Source organism: Alteriqipengyuania triglochinis (assembly GCF_054655655.1).
The window spans coordinates 761,636-776,634 of sequence record NZ_BAAHNC010000001.1 but is presented as its reverse complement, the minus strand read 5'-3'; the positions used below and the strand labels follow the sequence as shown (position 1 = coordinate 776,634).

General features: G+C 65.0%; 18 protein-coding genes. 8 read left to right on the top strand and 10 right to left on the bottom strand.

Annotated elements, in window-relative coordinates; translation table 11 throughout:
* The 3 genes from ACYQ0L_RS03940 (at position 1) to ACYQ0L_RS03930 (ending at position 1,705) form a co-directional block, all read left to right on the top strand.
* The gene (locus tag ACYQ0L_RS03940; protein ID WP_459787616.1) at positions 1-756 is read left to right on the top strand and encodes a hypothetical protein; all 756 of its coding nucleotides are present in this window, start codon (positions 1-3) and stop codon (positions 754-756) included.
* Between the two features lie 92 nt (positions 757-848).
* The gene (locus ACYQ0L_RS03935; protein WP_459787615.1) at positions 849-1,055 is read left to right on the top strand and encodes a helix-turn-helix transcriptional regulator; all 207 of its coding nucleotides are present in this window, start codon (positions 849-851) and stop codon (positions 1,053-1,055) included.
* Positions 1,052-1,705: a hypothetical protein gene (locus tag ACYQ0L_RS03930; RefSeq protein ID WP_459787614.1), complete on the top strand. Its 654-nt coding sequence runs from the start codon at positions 1,052-1,054 to the stop codon at positions 1,703-1,705. Before ACYQ0L_RS03935 ends, ACYQ0L_RS03930 begins: the two co-directional genes overlap by 4 nt.
* A 66-nt stretch (positions 1,706-1,771) precedes the next feature.
* Here ACYQ0L_RS03930 and glnA read toward each other — a convergent pair whose 3' ends face one another.
* From glnA to ACYQ0L_RS03905, 5 genes are all read right to left on the bottom strand, one after another.
* Positions 1,772-3,181, bottom strand: coding sequence for a type I glutamate--ammonia ligase (gene glnA, locus ACYQ0L_RS03925; protein ID WP_459787613.1), 1,410 nt, complete (start codon positions 3,179-3,181; stop codon positions 1,772-1,774).
* 45 nt (positions 3,182-3,226) lie between these two features.
* Positions 3,227-3,565, bottom strand: a complete 339-nt coding sequence (locus tag ACYQ0L_RS03920) for a P-II family nitrogen regulator (protein WP_459787612.1) — start codon at positions 3,563-3,565, stop codon at positions 3,227-3,229.
* Between the two features lie 127 nt (positions 3,566-3,692).
* On the bottom strand, positions 3,693-4,631 hold the full coding sequence (gene argC / locus ACYQ0L_RS03915) for an N-acetyl-gamma-glutamyl-phosphate reductase (protein WP_459787611.1): 939 nt from the start codon (positions 4,629-4,631) through the stop codon (positions 3,693-3,695).
* Positions 4,632-4,643: 12 nt separating this feature from the next.
* The gene (locus ACYQ0L_RS03910) at positions 4,644-4,982 is read right to left on the bottom strand and encodes a hypothetical protein (RefSeq protein WP_459787610.1); all 339 of its coding nucleotides are present in this window, start codon (positions 4,980-4,982) and stop codon (positions 4,644-4,646) included.
* A gap of 97 nt (positions 4,983-5,079) precedes the next feature.
* Positions 5,080-6,486, bottom strand: a complete 1,407-nt coding sequence (locus ACYQ0L_RS03905; protein WP_459787609.1) for a leucyl aminopeptidase family protein — start codon at positions 6,484-6,486, stop codon at positions 5,080-5,082.
* Positions 6,487-6,557: 71 nt separating this feature from the next.
* Here ACYQ0L_RS03905 and ACYQ0L_RS03900 point away from each other — a divergent pair, with 71 nt between their 5' ends.
* The gene (locus ACYQ0L_RS03900; protein WP_459787608.1) at positions 6,558-7,382 is read left to right on the top strand and encodes a PdaC/SigV domain-containing protein; all 825 of its coding nucleotides are present in this window, start codon (positions 6,558-6,560) and stop codon (positions 7,380-7,382) included.
* Between the two features lie 38 nt (positions 7,383-7,420).
* The gene (map, locus tag ACYQ0L_RS03895) at positions 7,421-8,251 is read left to right on the top strand and encodes a type I methionyl aminopeptidase (protein ID WP_459787607.1); all 831 of its coding nucleotides are present in this window, start codon (positions 7,421-7,423) and stop codon (positions 8,249-8,251) included.
* On the opposite strand, the gene ACYQ0L_RS03890 is transcribed toward map, so the two are convergent.
* Both ACYQ0L_RS03890 and ccmA read right to left on the bottom strand, forming a co-directional pair.
* Positions 8,248-8,904 (bottom strand): heme exporter protein CcmB, encoded by a 657-nt coding sequence (locus ACYQ0L_RS03890; RefSeq protein ID WP_459787606.1) that lies wholly within the window; start codon positions 8,902-8,904, stop codon positions 8,248-8,250. The two genes, map and ACYQ0L_RS03890, sit on opposite strands and share 4 nt — an antisense overlap.
* Entirely contained in the window at positions 8,901-9,479 is a 579-nt protein-coding gene (ccmA, locus tag ACYQ0L_RS03885; RefSeq protein WP_459787605.1) for a heme ABC exporter ATP-binding protein CcmA, read from the bottom strand. The genes ACYQ0L_RS03890 and ccmA overlap by 4 nt, the downstream gene beginning before the upstream one ends.
* Before the next feature lie 63 nt (positions 9,480-9,542).
* Here ccmA and ACYQ0L_RS03880 point away from each other — a divergent pair, with 63 nt between their 5' ends.
* Positions 9,543-9,830: a 4a-hydroxytetrahydrobiopterin dehydratase gene (locus ACYQ0L_RS03880; protein ID WP_459787604.1), complete on the top strand. Its 288-nt coding sequence runs from the start codon at positions 9,543-9,545 to the stop codon at positions 9,828-9,830.
* A 25-nt stretch (positions 9,831-9,855) separates the two neighbouring features.
* Here ACYQ0L_RS03880 and ACYQ0L_RS03875 read toward each other — a convergent pair whose 3' ends face one another.
* The 3 genes from ACYQ0L_RS03875 to ACYQ0L_RS03865 form a co-directional block, all read right to left on the bottom strand.
* Positions 9,856-10,668: an SDR family oxidoreductase gene (locus ACYQ0L_RS03875; protein WP_459787603.1), complete on the bottom strand. Its 813-nt coding sequence runs from the start codon at positions 10,666-10,668 to the stop codon at positions 9,856-9,858.
* Positions 10,665-12,731, bottom strand: coding sequence for a S9 family peptidase (locus ACYQ0L_RS03870; RefSeq protein ID WP_459787602.1), 2,067 nt, complete (start codon positions 12,729-12,731; stop codon positions 10,665-10,667). Before ACYQ0L_RS03870 ends, ACYQ0L_RS03875 begins: the two co-directional genes overlap by 4 nt.
* 96 nt (positions 12,732-12,827) lie before the next feature.
* Positions 12,828-13,445 (bottom strand): DNA-3-methyladenine glycosylase family protein, encoded by a 618-nt coding sequence (locus ACYQ0L_RS03865; protein ID WP_459787601.1) that lies wholly within the window; start codon positions 13,443-13,445, stop codon positions 12,828-12,830.
* A 109-nt stretch (positions 13,446-13,554) separates the two neighbouring features.
* On the opposite strand from ACYQ0L_RS03865, the gene ACYQ0L_RS03860 reads away from it, so the two are divergent.
* Positions 13,555-13,872, top strand: a complete 318-nt coding sequence (locus ACYQ0L_RS03860) for a 2Fe-2S iron-sulfur cluster-binding protein (protein ID WP_459787600.1) — start codon at positions 13,555-13,557, stop codon at positions 13,870-13,872.
* A gap of 79 nt (positions 13,873-13,951) precedes the next feature.
* Positions 13,952-14,992, top strand: coding sequence for a cysteine synthase A (locus tag ACYQ0L_RS03855; protein ID WP_459787599.1), 1,041 nt, complete (start codon positions 13,952-13,954; stop codon positions 14,990-14,992).
* Positions 14,993-14,999 lie beyond the last annotated feature (7 nt).

Below are 14,999 nucleotides of genomic sequence, written 5' to 3'. Positions count from 1 at the left end.
ATGGCGCTATTCAAGACCAAGCCACCGGTTTCTCGCGACGAATTCGAGTGGCTTCTCGCGTGCTTTGCGTGGTTGCGCGAGGTGCTGGAGGACGCGGACCGCTGGGTCCCGCTCGTGCTGCCGGACGATCCGCAATTGCTCGCGGCCAAAACCGCTTCGGAGTTGTTCGAGGTAGTGCGCGCGCGGTGTGATATGGCGGACTGGCCGTGCCAGCTCGAACGGATCGACGAACAGGACATGGCCGATTTTCGCGAAGTGCGTGTAGGCGGCGCTCCACTGGGCATGTTTTCGCACGAGTGCGGGAAATTCGTTATCCGCTATCACGCCGGTTTGCTGCGCACGCCCGACGCGCTCGTCGCGACCTTTGCGCACGAACTTGCCCACTATCTGCTGGAGGGGAAGGGCGATCCGCCCGGTGGCCGCGACTTATCGGAGCATGCGACCGATTGCTGCGCCGCTTACCTAGGATTCGGCGTCTTTCTCGCGAACTCGGCGCGGCATTTCGAACAGTTCACCGATGGCGTATGGTCGGGCTGGCATTCGTCCGCTTCCGGCTACCTCTCCGAACAGGCACTTGTCACCGCGGCCGCTCTGGCGGCTGCGCTCAACGATCATGATCCAAGCGCGATCGAGGGACAGCTCAAACCCTATCTGCGTGGTGATTTCCGAAAGGCTGGCCAGGCCATCGCGCGCAATTACACTCCAGTGGAAGAGACGCTTGCGGCGATCGACCTGCTCGAATGGTGCTATGAATGAGCGTGCGGTAAAGAGCTATTGACTGACAAGAGTTCTTGACTGTAAAGAGCTCTTGTCAGCGCCCATGAGGGGGCTGCCGGGAGAATGGGCCGGTGAAGAACCGCGTGAAGCATTACCGCGAAGGCGCGGGCTGGAGCCAGGGCGAGCTTGCCCGGCGGCTCGGCGTGTCACGCCAGACGATCAATGCGGTCGAAACCGACAAGTACGATCCCTCCCTCCCGCTGGCATTGCGGATGGCGAAACTGTTCGCCGTGGCGGTGCCGGACCTGTTCATCGACGACTGGGAGCCATCCGAATGACGACCGAAATCCAGCAGAAACCGCTCTGGCGCCGTCTCGTGCTTCCGCTTCTCGGCGGAGCCGTCGTCGGCGGATTGGGAGCAGCCGGGTTCATGGAGCTCGCCGAACTCGGCCGCAGCGATGGGCTCGGCACGTCGCGGGAAATTGCCGGGCTGGTAGGCATGCTCTACGCGCTGACCGGGCTGATGGTCCTGATCGGCGCGATCAATCCCGGCTTTGGCGCCAAGTTCCTCAATGTCGAAGACGCGGACGAACTGCGCGAGATGCGGCCCAACTTACGATTGAGCGGTATCGCCATGATCCTGCTGGGCGCGACGCTGATGCTGCTGGCCGTCGCGGGCTCTGTTGCCTTCGTCCCCGCAGGCGTCGCAGCGATCCTTGCGGTCGCCATGATCGCGGTGGCGAGCGTGCTCAGCATCCGGTCGAAACGCTACACTGACGAATTGCAGCGCGCGCTCTCTGCGGACGCGATGGCCACGGCATTCTACCTGGTGTTCTTCGTCGGCGGCGGTTGGGCGCTGTTCGCACATCTCGGCTTCCTCGTTCCGGCGGAGCCGCTCGACTGGCTGACGATGTTTGCTGTCGCGCTGATGATCGCAGCCTTCTGGCAGACCGCGCGGCGCGGATTGCTGAATCGGGGGCCCAACTGAAGCGCAAGAAAAAGGGCCGCCGGATCGCTCCGGCGGCCCTCTCTTGGTGATGGCTGATCCGCCCGATCAGGCGGAGTAGTACATGTCGTACTCGGCCGGGGCGGGGGTCGTCTCCACGCGGACGACCTCTTCCCACTTGAGTTCGATATAGGCTTCGATCTGGTCCTTGGTGAACACGTCGCCCGCCAGCAGGAACTCGTGGTCCTCTTCCAGCGCCATCAGCGCTTCGCGCAGCGAACCGCACACGGTCGGCACGTCGGCGAGTTCGGCGGGCGGCAGGTCGTAGAGGTTCTTGTCCATCGCTTCGCCCGGGTGGATCTTGTTCTGGATCCCGTCGAGGCCCGCCATCAGCAGCGCCGAATAGGCGAGGTAGGGGTTGGCCATCGCATCGGGGAAACGGAACTCGACGCGCTTCGCCTTCTCGCCCGCACCATAGGGGATGCGGCAGGAGGCCGAACGGTTGCGGGCCGAGTAGGCCAGCAGCACCGGTGCTTCGAAGCCCGGGACCAGCCGCTTGTAGCTGTTGGTCGTCGGGTTGGTGAAGGCGTTGAGCGCCTTGGCGTGCTTGATGACGCCGCCGATGTAGTAGAGGCAGTTGTCCGACAGGCCGGCATAGCCTGTGCCCGCGAAGGTCGGATCGCCGTTCTTCCAGATCGACATGTGCGTGTGCATGCCGCTGCCGTTATCGTCCTTGATCGGCTTGGGCATGAAGGTGGCCGACTTGCCGTAGGCATGCGCGACCTGGTGCACGACGTACTTGTAAATCTGCATGTTGTCGGCAGTTTCGACAAGGGTCGAGAAGGTCAGGCCCAGCTCGTGCTGCGCGGCCGCGACCTCGTGGTGGTGCTTGTCGCAGTTGAGGCCCATTTCGATCATCGTGGCGACCATCTCGCCGCGGATGTCGACTGCGCTGTCTACCGGAGCGACGGGGAAATAGCCGCCCTTGGCGCGCGGACGGTGGCCCATGTTGCCTGCGTCGTACTCGCGGCCCGAATTGGTCGGCAGCTCGATATCGTCGATCTGGAAGCCCGAACCGGCATAGCCGTCTTCGAAGCGCACATCGTCGAACATGAAGAATTCGGCTTCCGGGCCGACATAGATCGTGTCGCCGATACCGGTCGACTTGAGATAGTTCTCGGCGCGCTTGGCGGTGGAGCGCGGGTCGCGCGCGTACCATTCGCCGGTTGCCGGTTCCACGATGTCGCAGAAGATGATCATCATCGGCGTGGCGCTGAACGGATCGATATAGGTCCGCTCGAGGTCGGGCCGCAGGATCATGTCGGACTCGTTGATGACCTTCCACCCGGCGATCGACGAACCGTCGAACATCAGGCCGTCTTCAAGCTCGTCCTCGCCGAGGATGCCGGCCACCATGGTCAGGTGCTGCCACTTGCCCTTGGGGTCGGTGAACCGCAGGTCGACCCACTCGATATCGTTTTCCTTGATCTGTTTGAGGATCTCGCTGGCAGTTGACATAGTGCTCCTTTCCGATGGTGACTGGACGTGGATTCCGGGAAATTCTTAGAGGGCGTCGTCGTCGCGCTCGCCGGTGCGGATACGCAGCGCGGCGTCAATCGAGGAGACGAAAATCTTGCCGTCGCCGATGCGACCGGTCTGCGCCGCGCCGGAAATGGCCTCCACTACGCGTTCGGCGAGCGCGTCGGGCACGACGACCTCGAGCTTCACCTTGGGCAGAAAATCGACGACATATTCGGCACCGCGGTAAAGCTCCGTGTGGCCCTTCTGCCGACCGAAGCCCTTGGCCTCGATCACGGTGATCCCCGATACGCCGACTTCGTGTAGCGCTTCCTTCACTTCGTCGAGCTTGAAGGGTTTGATGATCGCTTCGATCTTTTTCACCGCGAAAGTCTGCCTCCAAAAGCGTTAACCGACGCGAGTCGGCGAACTGTCACACAAAGCGTAGTGGAATGTTGCACTGCGATAAAGGGGCAAGCTCGTTGCGTCGAGAGCGAGGTGCGCGTTCCGATTATAACGGCTTCAGCTGTAGCGAAGCAGTTTCAGAAAAGCCCGCCATCAGGTTGAGGTTCTGGATCGCCGCCCCGCTCGCACCCTTGCCCAGATTGTCGAGCCGGGCGACAAGCCGTGCAGTCTCGCGCTCGTCATTGCCGAACACATGCAGGGTCATCCCGTCCCAAGGCGCGGCATCTCGGTGCAGCAGCATTTCGGCAGGGGTGTCGCCGGTTTCCACCGACACCACCTGAGAGCCCGAATAGAAGTTCTGCAATGCGGCCTCGAGCGATGCGGCGTCCGGTCCGGCTGCCATCGCCCCGAGATGGAGCGGAACCTCGACGATCATGCCGCGCAGGGCGGGGACGACCGAAGGGGAGAACAGCACGCCATGGTCGAGCCCGCCATGTGTTTGCATCTCGGGCAGGTGCTTGTGATCGAGCGTGAGGCCATAGGTGCGAAAGGCAATGTCGGGCTCTTGTTCGAACCGCTCGATCAGGGCCTTGCCGCCGCCCGAATAGCCGCTCACCGCATTGACGGTGTAGGGCCAGTCGGCGGGCAGCAGCCCGGCACCCACCAGCGGCGCGATCAGACCGAGAAAGCCGGTCGGGTAGCACCCCGGATTGCCGACCCGGTCGGCCCCAGCGATGCGATCGCGCCCGATGATCTCGGGAAAGCCGTAGGTCCAGCCGTCTGCCACGCGGTGTGCGGAGGACGCATCGACGATGCGTGTCCCGCTTGCCGGATCGACCAGCGCCACCGCTTCGCGGGCGGCGTCGTCGGGCAGGCATAGCACGGCGAAAGGCGTGTCGTTCAGCGCCTCGCGTCGCGCGACGACATCTTTTCGACGTGCCTCGTCCAGCACCAGCGGCTCGAATTCGGGATGGGCAGTCAGCCGCGCGACAATCTCGAGCCCCGTGGTGCCCGCAGCACCGTCGATGAAGACTTGCGTTGCCATCTCAGCAGGCCATCAGGCGAAGGCCGACCGCTTGACGTAGCCCGACGGCCCGTCGGGGCCGAGGCAGCCCCAGACCCACGTGGTCGTGACGTCGAGCGCTTCGAAGGCGGTGCCCGGCTCGAGGGTCGTCAGCACGTCTTCCACGCCGCTGGTCGAACGCACAAGCGGCGCGGGGTCCGCGCCGATATGCATCACCGATGGCACGGCATAGTGCGCCACGAGGAACCGTGAGGCGAGCGCTATGTGAGCGAGATCGCGCCGCAGCGGCAGGGTGCCCTTGTCGGGCCAGGCGACAGGACCGGTCAGGCCGAGAAGGCGCATATCGACCGAATAGGTTTCAGGAGCGTTCACTGGGTTGTGTCGAGTGTCATGATTATCGCCTGCGCGCTTAGCCCGAGCATGCCTTGCAGACAACCTCGTGGCATTCGGCGCGTCGCTACAGCCTGGCTTATGCCCCGAAACGCTGGCGCAGCATGTGCCAGCTGGCGCGCAGGCCGTATGCCTCGCCGCCCTTGGGGCGGCCCGGTTTGGCCGTCGGGCGCCAGCCGTAGGTGTCGAAATGCGCCCAGTCGATGCCGTCGCCCACGAACTTGTCGAGGAACAGGCCAGCGACGCTCGCCCCGGCAAACCCGTTCGTCGGGGCGTTGATGCAATCGGCAAGCGGCGAATCCAGCCATTCGGCATAGGCATCGGGCAGCGGCAGGCGCCACGGCTCGTCGTCATGCGCCTTGCCGGCTGCGATCAGGGCATCGGCGGTTTCGCCGAGCCGGGTCATCAGCGCAGGAAACTCCGGCCCCAGCGCGACACGTGCCGCGCCGGTCAGCGTGGCGAAGTCGATCAGCAGGTCGGGCTTCTCCTCGCTCGCGCGGTCCAGCGCGTCGGCGAGGATCAGCCGGCCCTCGGCATCGGTGTTGGTGATTTCGACCGTCAGGCCCTTGCGGCTCTTCACGATATCGCCGGGACGCAGCGCATTGCCCGAAATCGCGTTCTCGACCGCGGGGACGAGCAGGTGGAGCCGCACCGGCAGGGCGTTCTGCATCACCAGCTTGGCGAGAGCGATCGCATGCGCGGCGCCGCCCATGTCCTTCTTCATCAGGGCCATGCCGGAGCTGGACTTGATGTCGAGCCCGCCGGAATCGAATGTGACTCCCTTGCCGACGATCGCGACCACTGGAAGATCGGCCTTGGCCCCCTTTGGGCTCCAGGTGAGGTGCAGGAGGCGGGGCGCATGATGGCGCGCGGCCGCGCGGCCCACCGCATGGACCAGCGGGTAATTCTGTTCGAGCGGGTCGCCGCGTGTCACTTCCACCTTGGCGTCGTGCGCCTTGGCGAGCGCTTCGACCTCCGCCTCCAGCCCTGCCGGGCCCATATCCTCGGGCGGAGTGTCGACCAGCCGTCGGACCAGGTTGACGGCCTGGGCTTCGGCGATGGCGGGCTCGATCGCGTTGGCGTCCTTGGTCAGCAGCACCTTCGCTCCGGCAGGCTCGGCATCGCTGCGATAGGCGATGTTTTTATACTGCGCGGTCTGCCACCCGTGCAGCGCCGGGCCGGGCTCCCCGTGCGCCAGACGATAGGTGCCCGCAGGCAGGATTTCGGCCAGACGCGCCAGGCACCAGCTGGAAAGATCCTGCGGGTTCGCCACGCCGCCTACGGCGAACCACTGGGCGCCGTTGCCGGGGGTCGCGGGGACGATTGCGGTTTCGTAGCCCTTGCCGGTGAATCCCTGCGCTTCCAGCATCGCGCGCTGCGTGTCGCTGAGCTTTTTCGTCCACTCGGCAAAGCCGCTTTCGTCGACGAGGTGAAGTTCGGTTGCGTCCTGGCCCCTATCGGCCTGTATCAAAGCTGTGTCGGTCATTGTATCGAGCATGGCGAGGATGACGCGCCGGCTCAACCGGATTCGCGTCGCTGTAAGGGATTCGAACAAAAATGACCGGAAGTTTCGCGAAGCTTCTGATTTCAAGCTGCATCGCTCTCGCCGCCTGCACCTCTCCCGAAGAGCTCGAGCGCGAGGCCGGCGTAGAAGGCGATGACGCGGCAACCGCGCAGCCGGATGGCGAAGCCGCAACCGGCGACCAGCCCGCGCAGGCCGGTGCCGCCCGGGAAATCTCGGAAGAGACCGATCTCTATGCCTTTTCCTTCTCTTACCCGAGCGCGCTCGGCGCGGTCCCGGCGCTGAAGGACCGGCTGGACGAACAGGCCAATCGCGAGGAGGCCGATCTCCAGCGCGCGGCTCGAGAGGCGAGCGAAGAGGCGCGAGAGGAAGGGTTCCCCTACAACCGCTACATGGTCACGATCGAGTGGAAGCTCGCCGGACAGACGGACGAATGGTTCAGCCTGATCGAGAACGGAGCGACCTATTTCGGTGGTGCGCACGGCAATTACGGGCTTAGCTCGGTGCTGTGGAACCGGGCCTCGCAGCGCCTGCTCGAACCGATCATGCTGTTCGAATCGCGGGCCGCACTGCGCGATGCGCTGGGTGACAGGTACTGCGACGCACTCGATACCCAGCGCATGGCGCGGCGCGGAGGAGAATTGGACGACGGCGACGATACCTTCAACCGCTGCCCCGATCTGGAAGAGCTGGAACTGGTGCTGCTCTCCAACGGGCAGAAGTTCGACCGGATCATGCTCTATGCAGCGCCCTATGTCGCCGGGCCCTATGTGGAAGGCGATTACGAGGTCGAATTGAGCGTAGACGATGCGATGCGGCAGGCGGTGAAGGCGCGATATCGCGACGATTTCATCCCCTGATCTCGCATTTTCAGAGATTCGTGCGTATCTGACCCCTCATGACAGAATATCAGACCATCACCGCCGATTCCGACGTCTATCGCGACGGCACCATCAAGCTGCACGGCCCCGAAGCTTTCGAGGGCATGCGCAAGGCCGGGCGATTGGCAGCAGAGATTCTCGACGCGATGCCCGAGTTCGTCCGGCCCGGCGTTACCACCGCGAGCATCGACGATGCGGTGCGCGGCATGATGCTGGATGCAGGCGCGGTTCCCGCCACGCTCGGCTATCGCGGTTACACCCACAGTTGCTGCATCTCGATCAATCACGTCATCTGTCACGGCATCCCGAGCGAGAAGACGCTGAAGGATGGCGACATCCTCAATATCGACGTGACCCCGCTGCTCGACGGCTGGCACGGCGATACCAGCCGTATGTTCTTCGCCGGCGATCCGCCGCTCAAGGCGAAGAAGCTGGTCGAGGTGACGCACGAGGCGCTGATGATCGGGATCGAGGCGGCCAGCAAGCCCGGCGCGCGGCTCGGCGATATCGGCGCCGCGATCGAGACGCTTGCCAAGCAGCATCGCTACGGCGTGGTCCGCGAATTCTGCGGCCACGGGCTCGGGCGGCTGTTCCACGATGCGCCCGAGGTGGTCCATGTGGGTGTTGCGGGCACCGGCCCCGAACTCAAGCCCGGCATGTTCTTCACCATCGAGCCGATGCTGAATGCAGGCAAGCCGTGGGCGAAAGTGCTGGGCGACGGATGGACCGCAGTGAGCCGCGACAAGTCGCTCTCCGCGCAGTTCGAGCACTCGCTTGCCATTACCGAGGACGGGGTGGAGATCTTCACGCTGAGCCCGACGGGCCGCGACAAGCCGCCTTACTCCTAATCCCGCGCAGCCCTGATGGCCGCAGCTGCGGCAAATGGGGCGATGGCGCACAGGACCAGACTGAAGGCTGCGGCGAACAGCGCGCCGGAGATGTCATCGCGCGCGAGGTGTCCTGCGCCGAAAATTACCAGCGGCACCGCGAGCGGCGCGAGCATGAGTCCGGCGAGTGCGGTGCCGCCACGAAGACTCGCGAGCAGGGCGGCAGTCATCAGGCCAATGGCGGCAAGGCCGGGGGTGCCCGCGAGCAGGCTCAGCATCAGGCGCCCCAGGGTGTTGCCGCTCAGCGAAAGCAGTGCGGCACCCGGCAGGCAGGCGAGGATCATCAGCGGACCAAAGCTGAGCCAGTGCGCCAGCAGCCGCGCGGTCATCGCCACCTCCTCACTCACGCCGCGAAGGCGCAGCTGGTCGAACATGCCGGCATCCCGGTCTGCTGCCACCAGCCGGTCGAGAGGCAAGATGCTGGCGAGCAGCGCGGCGATCCATAATACGCCGCCGCCGGTCCGGGCGAGCAGGCTCGGTGCTGGCCCGACCGCAAAGGGGAACAGGACCGCCACCAGCAGGAAGAAGATCAGCGGCAGGAAGGCAGAGCCTCTTGCGCCGCCGGGCAGCAGGATCGCGAGGTCGCGGCGCAGCAGGATCGCGAAAGCCTTCATGCCGCGTAATCCGCAAGGTCGAGCGTCTGCGCGGACAGATCGACCGGCTGGTGGGACACGAACAGGCACAGGCCGCCTGTTTCGCAATGCTCGCTGATCAATTCGGTCAGCAGCGACTGGGAAGCTGCATCGAGCCCGGCGAAGGGCTCGTCGAGCAGCCAGATCGGTCGCGGGCGCAGCAGCAGCCGGGCGAGGGCGGCGCGCTGCTTCTGCCCGGTCGAGAGATAGCCAACGGGAATGTCGCCCAGCATGTCGATGCCGAGACGCTCCATCGCCTCCGCCGGTGTCTTGCACCCGTCGAGCCGGGCCCAGAAGCTCAGCGTCTGCGCCAGCGTGCGATCGGGATCGAGGGCATGCTTGCCATCGATCAGGCCGATCTCGCCGCCATGCTCCACGGTCCCCGCGAAGGGCTGTGCCAGCCCAGCTAGAATGCGCAGCAGGCTGGTCTTGCCGATGCCATTCGGGCCAAGCAGCTGGAGCGCGCTGCCCGGCCCAAGGTCGAGCGACAGCTTGCGAAACAGCAGCCGCTCGCCGCGGCGGCAGGCGAGATCCTTGGCGAAGAGGCGGGCTTGCATGGCTGGGCGGGTTAGGCGAGGGGACGCGTCACGGCAATATCACGCGACGCGAAAGGAAAGCCCATGACGGTCGAAAAACTGAGCGAAGAAGAACGCACGACCTGGCTGGCCGCGCTCGACGGCTGGAAAATGGCCGATGGCCGCGAGGCGATCGAGCGGACCTTCAAATTCGAAGATTTCAGCGAAGCCTGGGGATTCATGGGCCGCGTCGCCCTGCTGGCTGAAAAGCATGATCATCACCCCGAATGGTCGAACGTTTACAACACGGTCGAAATCGCCCTGACGACGCACGATGCGGACGGCCTTTCGCTCCGCGATGTGAAGATGGCGAAGGCGATCGACGCGCTCTAATCGGTCGGAGGGCGGCCTCCTTCGGTCAGTTGCCGCCCATCGGCCCGCCCGCGCGCGAGCGGGCGATCTTGCGCATTTTGCCGGGCATCCAACGCGCGGCGAACGCGGCGCGCCTGGCGGTCTTGCCCACCATCGTGTGCAGCCTGTCTCCGTGCACCGCCGCCCATGCCGCTTCACCAACCTCCTCAACCGGGGTGATTTCCAGTCCGGCGGCCAGCACGCGGTCCCTGATTGCTTCATTGGACTGCGCGTTGGGCACCTGATCGATCAGCGGGGTCTCGATGAAGCCGGGCATGATCGAGCGCACGTTGATCCCATGTTCGGCCCATTCGCCGTCGAGACTTTCGGTGATCGCGCGCACGCCGAACTTGGTGGCCGAATAAACGCTCGCGCCGCTGGTGCCGTAAATGCCCGCCGCACTCGCGGTGTTGAGCAGACACGATCCCGGCGCGGTCTTCTTCAAGTGCGGCAGCGCGGCCTGCGCACCGAACAGCACGCCCTTCAGGTTGATGTCGAGGCAGCGCTCGATCTCGGCGACGCTGTTCTGTTCGAGCGTGCCGCCCAGCGGAATGCCGGCATTGTTGGCTACCACGTCGATCCGCCCGCCTGCAGCCATCGAAAAGGCGTCGAGCGCTTCGTCCCACGCCTCACGGTCGCGCACGTCGAACCTGTGCGCGAAGCTGAAGCCGAGCCCGATCAGGTGCTGGGTTTTCACCATCCCCTGTTCGTCGATATCGCCGAGTCCGACGAACCAGCCGCCCTTGGCAAACCGTTGTGCGATGGCGCGCCCGATACCCGACGCGCCACCGGTAACGAAGATGGCCTTGCGTGCACTCATTCGTCGGACACTGCCTCGGCAAGGCCCTGTACGAAGTCGGCACCTTCCACGATCTGCGCGGTCGAGGCTTCCACGGTTTCGCCCATCGGTTCGGCGCGCCCGCCGAGGCAGGTGGCGAGGAAGTTCTCCGTAATCGCGTTGAAGGCGATGTTGTTCACCGGCCGCGCGAAGCCGTGCCCTTCGTCGGGGAACAGCACGTAGGTGACCGGAATGTCGTTGTCCTTCATCGCGCCGACGATCTGGTCGCTTTCCGCCTGGTTCACGCGCGGATCGTTGGCACCTTGGCCGATCAGCAGCGGCTTGATGATCTTGTCCGCCGAATAGAGCGGACTGCGTTCCTTGAGCAGCGCAAGACCCTCTTCGGTGTTGGGGTTGCCCATCCGTTCGTGGAACTGCGCGACGACCGGAGCCCAGTAGGGCGGAATAGTCGAAAGCAGCGTCTCGAGGTTGGACGGGCCGACGATGTCGACGCCGCAGGCGAATTCCTCGGGCGTGAAGGTGAGCCCGGCGAGGGTGGCGTAGCCGCCGTAGGAGCCGCCCATTATCGCGACCGTGTCCTGCGAGGTGACACCGCGCTTCACCGCCCAGTTGACCGCGTCGATCAGGTCGTCGTGCATCTTGCGGCCCCATTCGAGGTTGCCCGCGGAGATGAAGTCCTTCCCGAAGCCGGTCGAGCCACGGAAATTGGTCGAAAGCACGGCATAGCCGCGGTTGGCGAGCCACTGGTGGTAGCCGTTATAGCCGTAACCGTCGCGCGCCCACGGGCCGCCGTGGACCAGCAGGACCATCGGCACAGGCTTGTCCGGCACGCCGTCGGCGTCGCTGTCGCTGCCGGGCGGCAGGGTCAGGTAGCTGGGCAGGGTGAGGCCGTCGCGGCTCTCGATCTCGACCGGGTACATCGGTTGGAGCGGTGCGCCTTCCAGCTCGGGCCGGGTGACGTAGAGCCTGGTCAACGTGCCCGCATCGCGATCGAACAGGTAGCTGGCGCTGGGCCCGGTGACCGGGTCGTTTCCGACGATCCACTTGCGGTCGTCGTCGGTGCGCGAACCGATGCCGAACTCGCCTTCGAGGTTCTCGTCGAGGAAATTCAGTGCCGCTTCGATCTCGGGATCGTTCGCGGTCCATTCGCGCTTGAGGTAATAGACCGAATAGGCCTCGACTTCGCCGGTCTCCTGATCGCGGATCGTGCCGCCGATATCGGCCTTGTCGTTCTCCGCAATCACGCGCGTTTCGCCGGTGTCGAAGTCCATCGCGACCAGCGCGGCGGTGTTGCGGCCTCGGCTGTCGAGCCAATACAGCGTCTTGCCGTCATGGGTGAACCCGGCCGGGCTGGTGGTCAGTGCATCCGCGAGGTCGGTGGAAGCGAAGGGCTCTGCCTCCACTTCGTTGTCCACGACCTTGAAGAAATCCATCCCGCCGCCGGCATTGGGGCGCAGCGCAACGCGCACGTCGAGATTGTCGTCCGCGACGAAGCCCGCATAGCTGTCGTTCTCGATCACCTGCGTCAGCTCGCCGGTGTTGAGGTCGAGCAGGTGGACGTCGTGATATTGCGGATTGCGGTTGTTGAGCCCGACGAGGATCTTGTCTTTGATCTCGTTCGATCCGCCGACGAGCATCACCCGCGTGTTCTCGAACGGCGTCAGCGTGGTTTCCGCCCCGGTTTCGACATCGATTCCGTAGAGCAGGAAGTTCTCGTCGCCGCCCTTGTCCTGAATGTAGAGCAGGCTCTGGCTGTCGGGGGCCCAGAAATACTCGCGGATCGGGCGCTCGGTCGCGCTGGTCATCACCTTCGCCGAGTCTGGATTGTCGGCGGGGGCCATCCAGACATTGAGCACGCCGTTCGACGGCGCGAGCCACGACAGCCACTTGCCGTCGGGGCTGATCTGCCCGGCGGCGCGGGTCGGGTTGCCGAACAGCGCGTCACGCGGGATCAGCGGGGCGGAAGTGGCGGGGGTGGTGGCGGTCATGCTGTCATCCGTATGGGCGGTGGTTGGCACGGCGGCTAGCGTGAGCGTGGCGAGCGCGCAACCGATCGACAGGGCAAGCTTGCGAGACGGAATCATGATACCTCTCCTCCAGGTTGGCACACCACCTTGTAAACGAACCTTTCCACCGGCCAAAGAAGATTGGACGCAAGGAGCCGTGCCGCGACGTGCCGGTCAGAGGGTCGGCACGTAATAGGCGTGCCATGTGAAGACTGCCATCGCGCCGCGGTGCGGGCGCCAGTCCTCTGCAATTGCGCGGGTCTCCTTCTCGCTCGGCGCGCCCTCCAGGCCGACGATCTTGCCGGTGGCCTTCTGCACCGCGAGGTCGCCGGCGGGCCAGATATCGGGACGTCCCTCGGCAAACAGAAGGTAGATTTCGGCAGACCAGCGGCCGATCCCCTTGATCTTCGTCAGCTCGGCAATGGCCGCTTCGTCGTCTTGGGGCAGGTTGTCGAGATTAAGCTCGCCCGCCGCGACAAGTTCGCACAGGGAGCGCGCATAACCCTGCTTCTGGCGTGACAGGCCGCAAGCGCGCAGTGCGTCGAAGTCCGCCTCTATGATCCGTTCGGGGGGCATGTCGCTGCCGATTTCCGCTTCGAGCTTGGCCCAGACGCTGTCCGCCGCCGCCACGCTGACCTGCTGGCCGACGATCGTGCGCAGCAAGGTGCGATGCCCGCGTTCGCGGATGCGTGGTTCGGGATAGCCGGCGATCTCCAGCGCGCGCGCTACGCGGGGATCGTCCGCTGCGACCGTGTCCAGCCCGTGCCTGATCTGCCTTGCGCTGAGGCCCATGCCTCCTGCCTCCATGGGCCGCCTTTGCTTGCCAATCCGAAACGCAGCTTTTAGCAGCCGCGTCAATGGTCGGCCGATGCTCCGGTCGATGCGATGAAAAGGACACTCGATGCCCAAGCTTACCGTGGTGGACCGCAGCGGAACCGAACGCACGATCGAGGTCGAGGACGGCCTGACCGTGATGGAAGCGATCCGCGATAACGGTTTCGACGAGCTGCTGGCGCTGTGCGGCGGCTGCTGTTCCTGCGCCACCTGCCATGTGCACGTCGACCCGGCCCACACCGCGAAGCTTCCGCCGATGAGCGAGGACGAGGACGACCTGCTCGAAAGCAGCGATCACCGGGTCGAAACCTCGCGCCTGTCGTGCCAGATCGATTTCACTTCCGAACTCGACGGGCTGAAGGTGCAAATCGCCCCCGAGGATTGATCGCAAGCCAAGGCCTGTTTGCCTGCAGGATAGTTTATCCCGGTTGCTGGCGCTGCCCCATAAGAGCTAGACAAGGCGCATGAACGCTGACGCTCCGCTTCCGTCCCGCCCGCTCGGCAGGGCGCTCGACCTCATTGGCAACACCCCGCTCGTCCGGCTCGAAGGGCCGAGCGCGGAGGCGGGTTGCGATATCTACGGCAAGTGCGAGTTCGCCAATCCCGGCGGATCGGTGAAGGACCGCGCGGCGCTGTGGATCATCCGCGATGCCGAAGCGCGCGGCGTCCTCAAGCCCGGCGGCACCGTGGTCGAGGGGACGGCGGGCAATACCGGCATCGGTATCGCGCTGGTCGCCAACGCGCTCGGCTACAAGACCATCATCGTCATGCCCGACAACCAGGCGCGCGAGAAGATGGACACGCTGCGCGCGCTGGGGGCCGAACTGGTGCTGGTCCCGCCGACCAAGTTCGCCAATCCCGGGCACTTCGTCCACACCTCGCGCCGCCTCGCCGAAGAGACCGAGGGGGCGGTGTGGGCCAACCAGTTCGACAATACCGCCAACCGCAAGGCGCATATCGAAAGTACTGCTCCCGAAATCTGGGCGCAGTTGCAGGGCCGGGTCGACGGGTTCACCTGCGCGGCAGGCACCGGCGGCACGATCGCGGGCGTCGGCCTGGGGCTGAAGGCGCAGGACGACAATATCCGCATCGCGCTGACCGATCCGCACGGGGCGGCGCTCTACAACTACTACGCCCACGGCGAGCTTTCATCGGAGGGATCGTCGGTGGCCGAGGGGATCGGGCAGGGGCGGATCACTGCCAATCTCGACGGGGCACCGGTCGACACGCAGTTCCGCATCTCGGATGAAGACGGGCTGGCATGGGTTGCCCGCCTGCTCAAGGAAGAGGGGCTGTGCCTCGGCCTCTCGTCCGGCATCAATGTTGCGGGCGCGGTTGCCCTCGGCAAGCAGTTGGTCGCAGAAGGGCGCGAGAACCCGCGGGTGGCGACGATCCTGTGCGATAGCGGCTTCCGCTATCTCTCCACGATCTTCGATGCCGAGTGGCTGCGCGCGAAAGGCTTGCCGGTGTTCGACTGGCTGGCCGACCGGCCTGCGGTCGATTGACGCGGCG

Bases quoted from the DNA above. Each gene is read 5' to 3' on its own strand.
- ACYQ0L_RS03940 (WP_459787616.1), top strand. From the start codon at position 1: ATGGCGCTATTCAAGACCAAGCCACCGGTTTCTCGCGACGAATTCGAG.
- ACYQ0L_RS03930 (WP_459787614.1), top strand. From the start codon at position 1,052: ATGACGACCGAAATCCAGCAGAAACCGCTCTGGCGCCGTCTCGTGCTT.
- glnA (WP_459787613.1), bottom strand. From the start codon at position 3,181: ATGTCAACTGCCAGCGAGATCCTCAAACAGATCAAGGAAAACGATATC.
- argC (WP_459787611.1), bottom strand. From the start codon at position 4,631: ATGGCAACGCAAGTCTTCATCGACGGTGCTGCGGGCACCACGGGGCTC.
- ACYQ0L_RS03905 (WP_459787609.1), bottom strand. From the start codon at position 6,486: ATGACCGACACAGCTTTGATACAGGCCGATAGGGGCCAGGACGCAACC.
- ACYQ0L_RS03900 (WP_459787608.1), top strand. From the start codon at position 6,558: ATGACCGGAAGTTTCGCGAAGCTTCTGATTTCAAGCTGCATCGCTCTC.
- map (WP_459787607.1), top strand. From the start codon at position 7,421: ATGACAGAATATCAGACCATCACCGCCGATTCCGACGTCTATCGCGAC.
- ACYQ0L_RS03890 (WP_459787606.1), bottom strand. From the start codon at position 8,904: ATGAAGGCTTTCGCGATCCTGCTGCGCCGCGACCTCGCGATCCTGCTG.
- ccmA (WP_459787605.1), bottom strand. From the start codon at position 9,479: ATGCAAGCCCGCCTCTTCGCCAAGGATCTCGCCTGCCGCCGCGGCGAG.
- ACYQ0L_RS03880 (WP_459787604.1), top strand. From the start codon at position 9,543: ATGACGGTCGAAAAACTGAGCGAAGAAGAACGCACGACCTGGCTGGCC.
- ACYQ0L_RS03875 (WP_459787603.1), bottom strand. From the start codon at position 10,668: ATGAGTGCACGCAAGGCCATCTTCGTTACCGGTGGCGCGTCGGGTATC.
- ACYQ0L_RS03870 (WP_459787602.1), bottom strand. From the start codon at position 12,731: ATGATTCCGTCTCGCAAGCTTGCCCTGTCGATCGGTTGCGCGCTCGCC.
- ACYQ0L_RS03865 (WP_459787601.1), bottom strand. From the start codon at position 13,445: ATGGGCCTCAGCGCAAGGCAGATCAGGCACGGGCTGGACACGGTCGCA.
- ACYQ0L_RS03860 (WP_459787600.1), top strand. From the start codon at position 13,555: ATGCCCAAGCTTACCGTGGTGGACCGCAGCGGAACCGAACGCACGATC.
- ACYQ0L_RS03855 (WP_459787599.1), top strand. From the start codon at position 13,952: ATGAACGCTGACGCTCCGCTTCCGTCCCGCCCGCTCGGCAGGGCGCTC.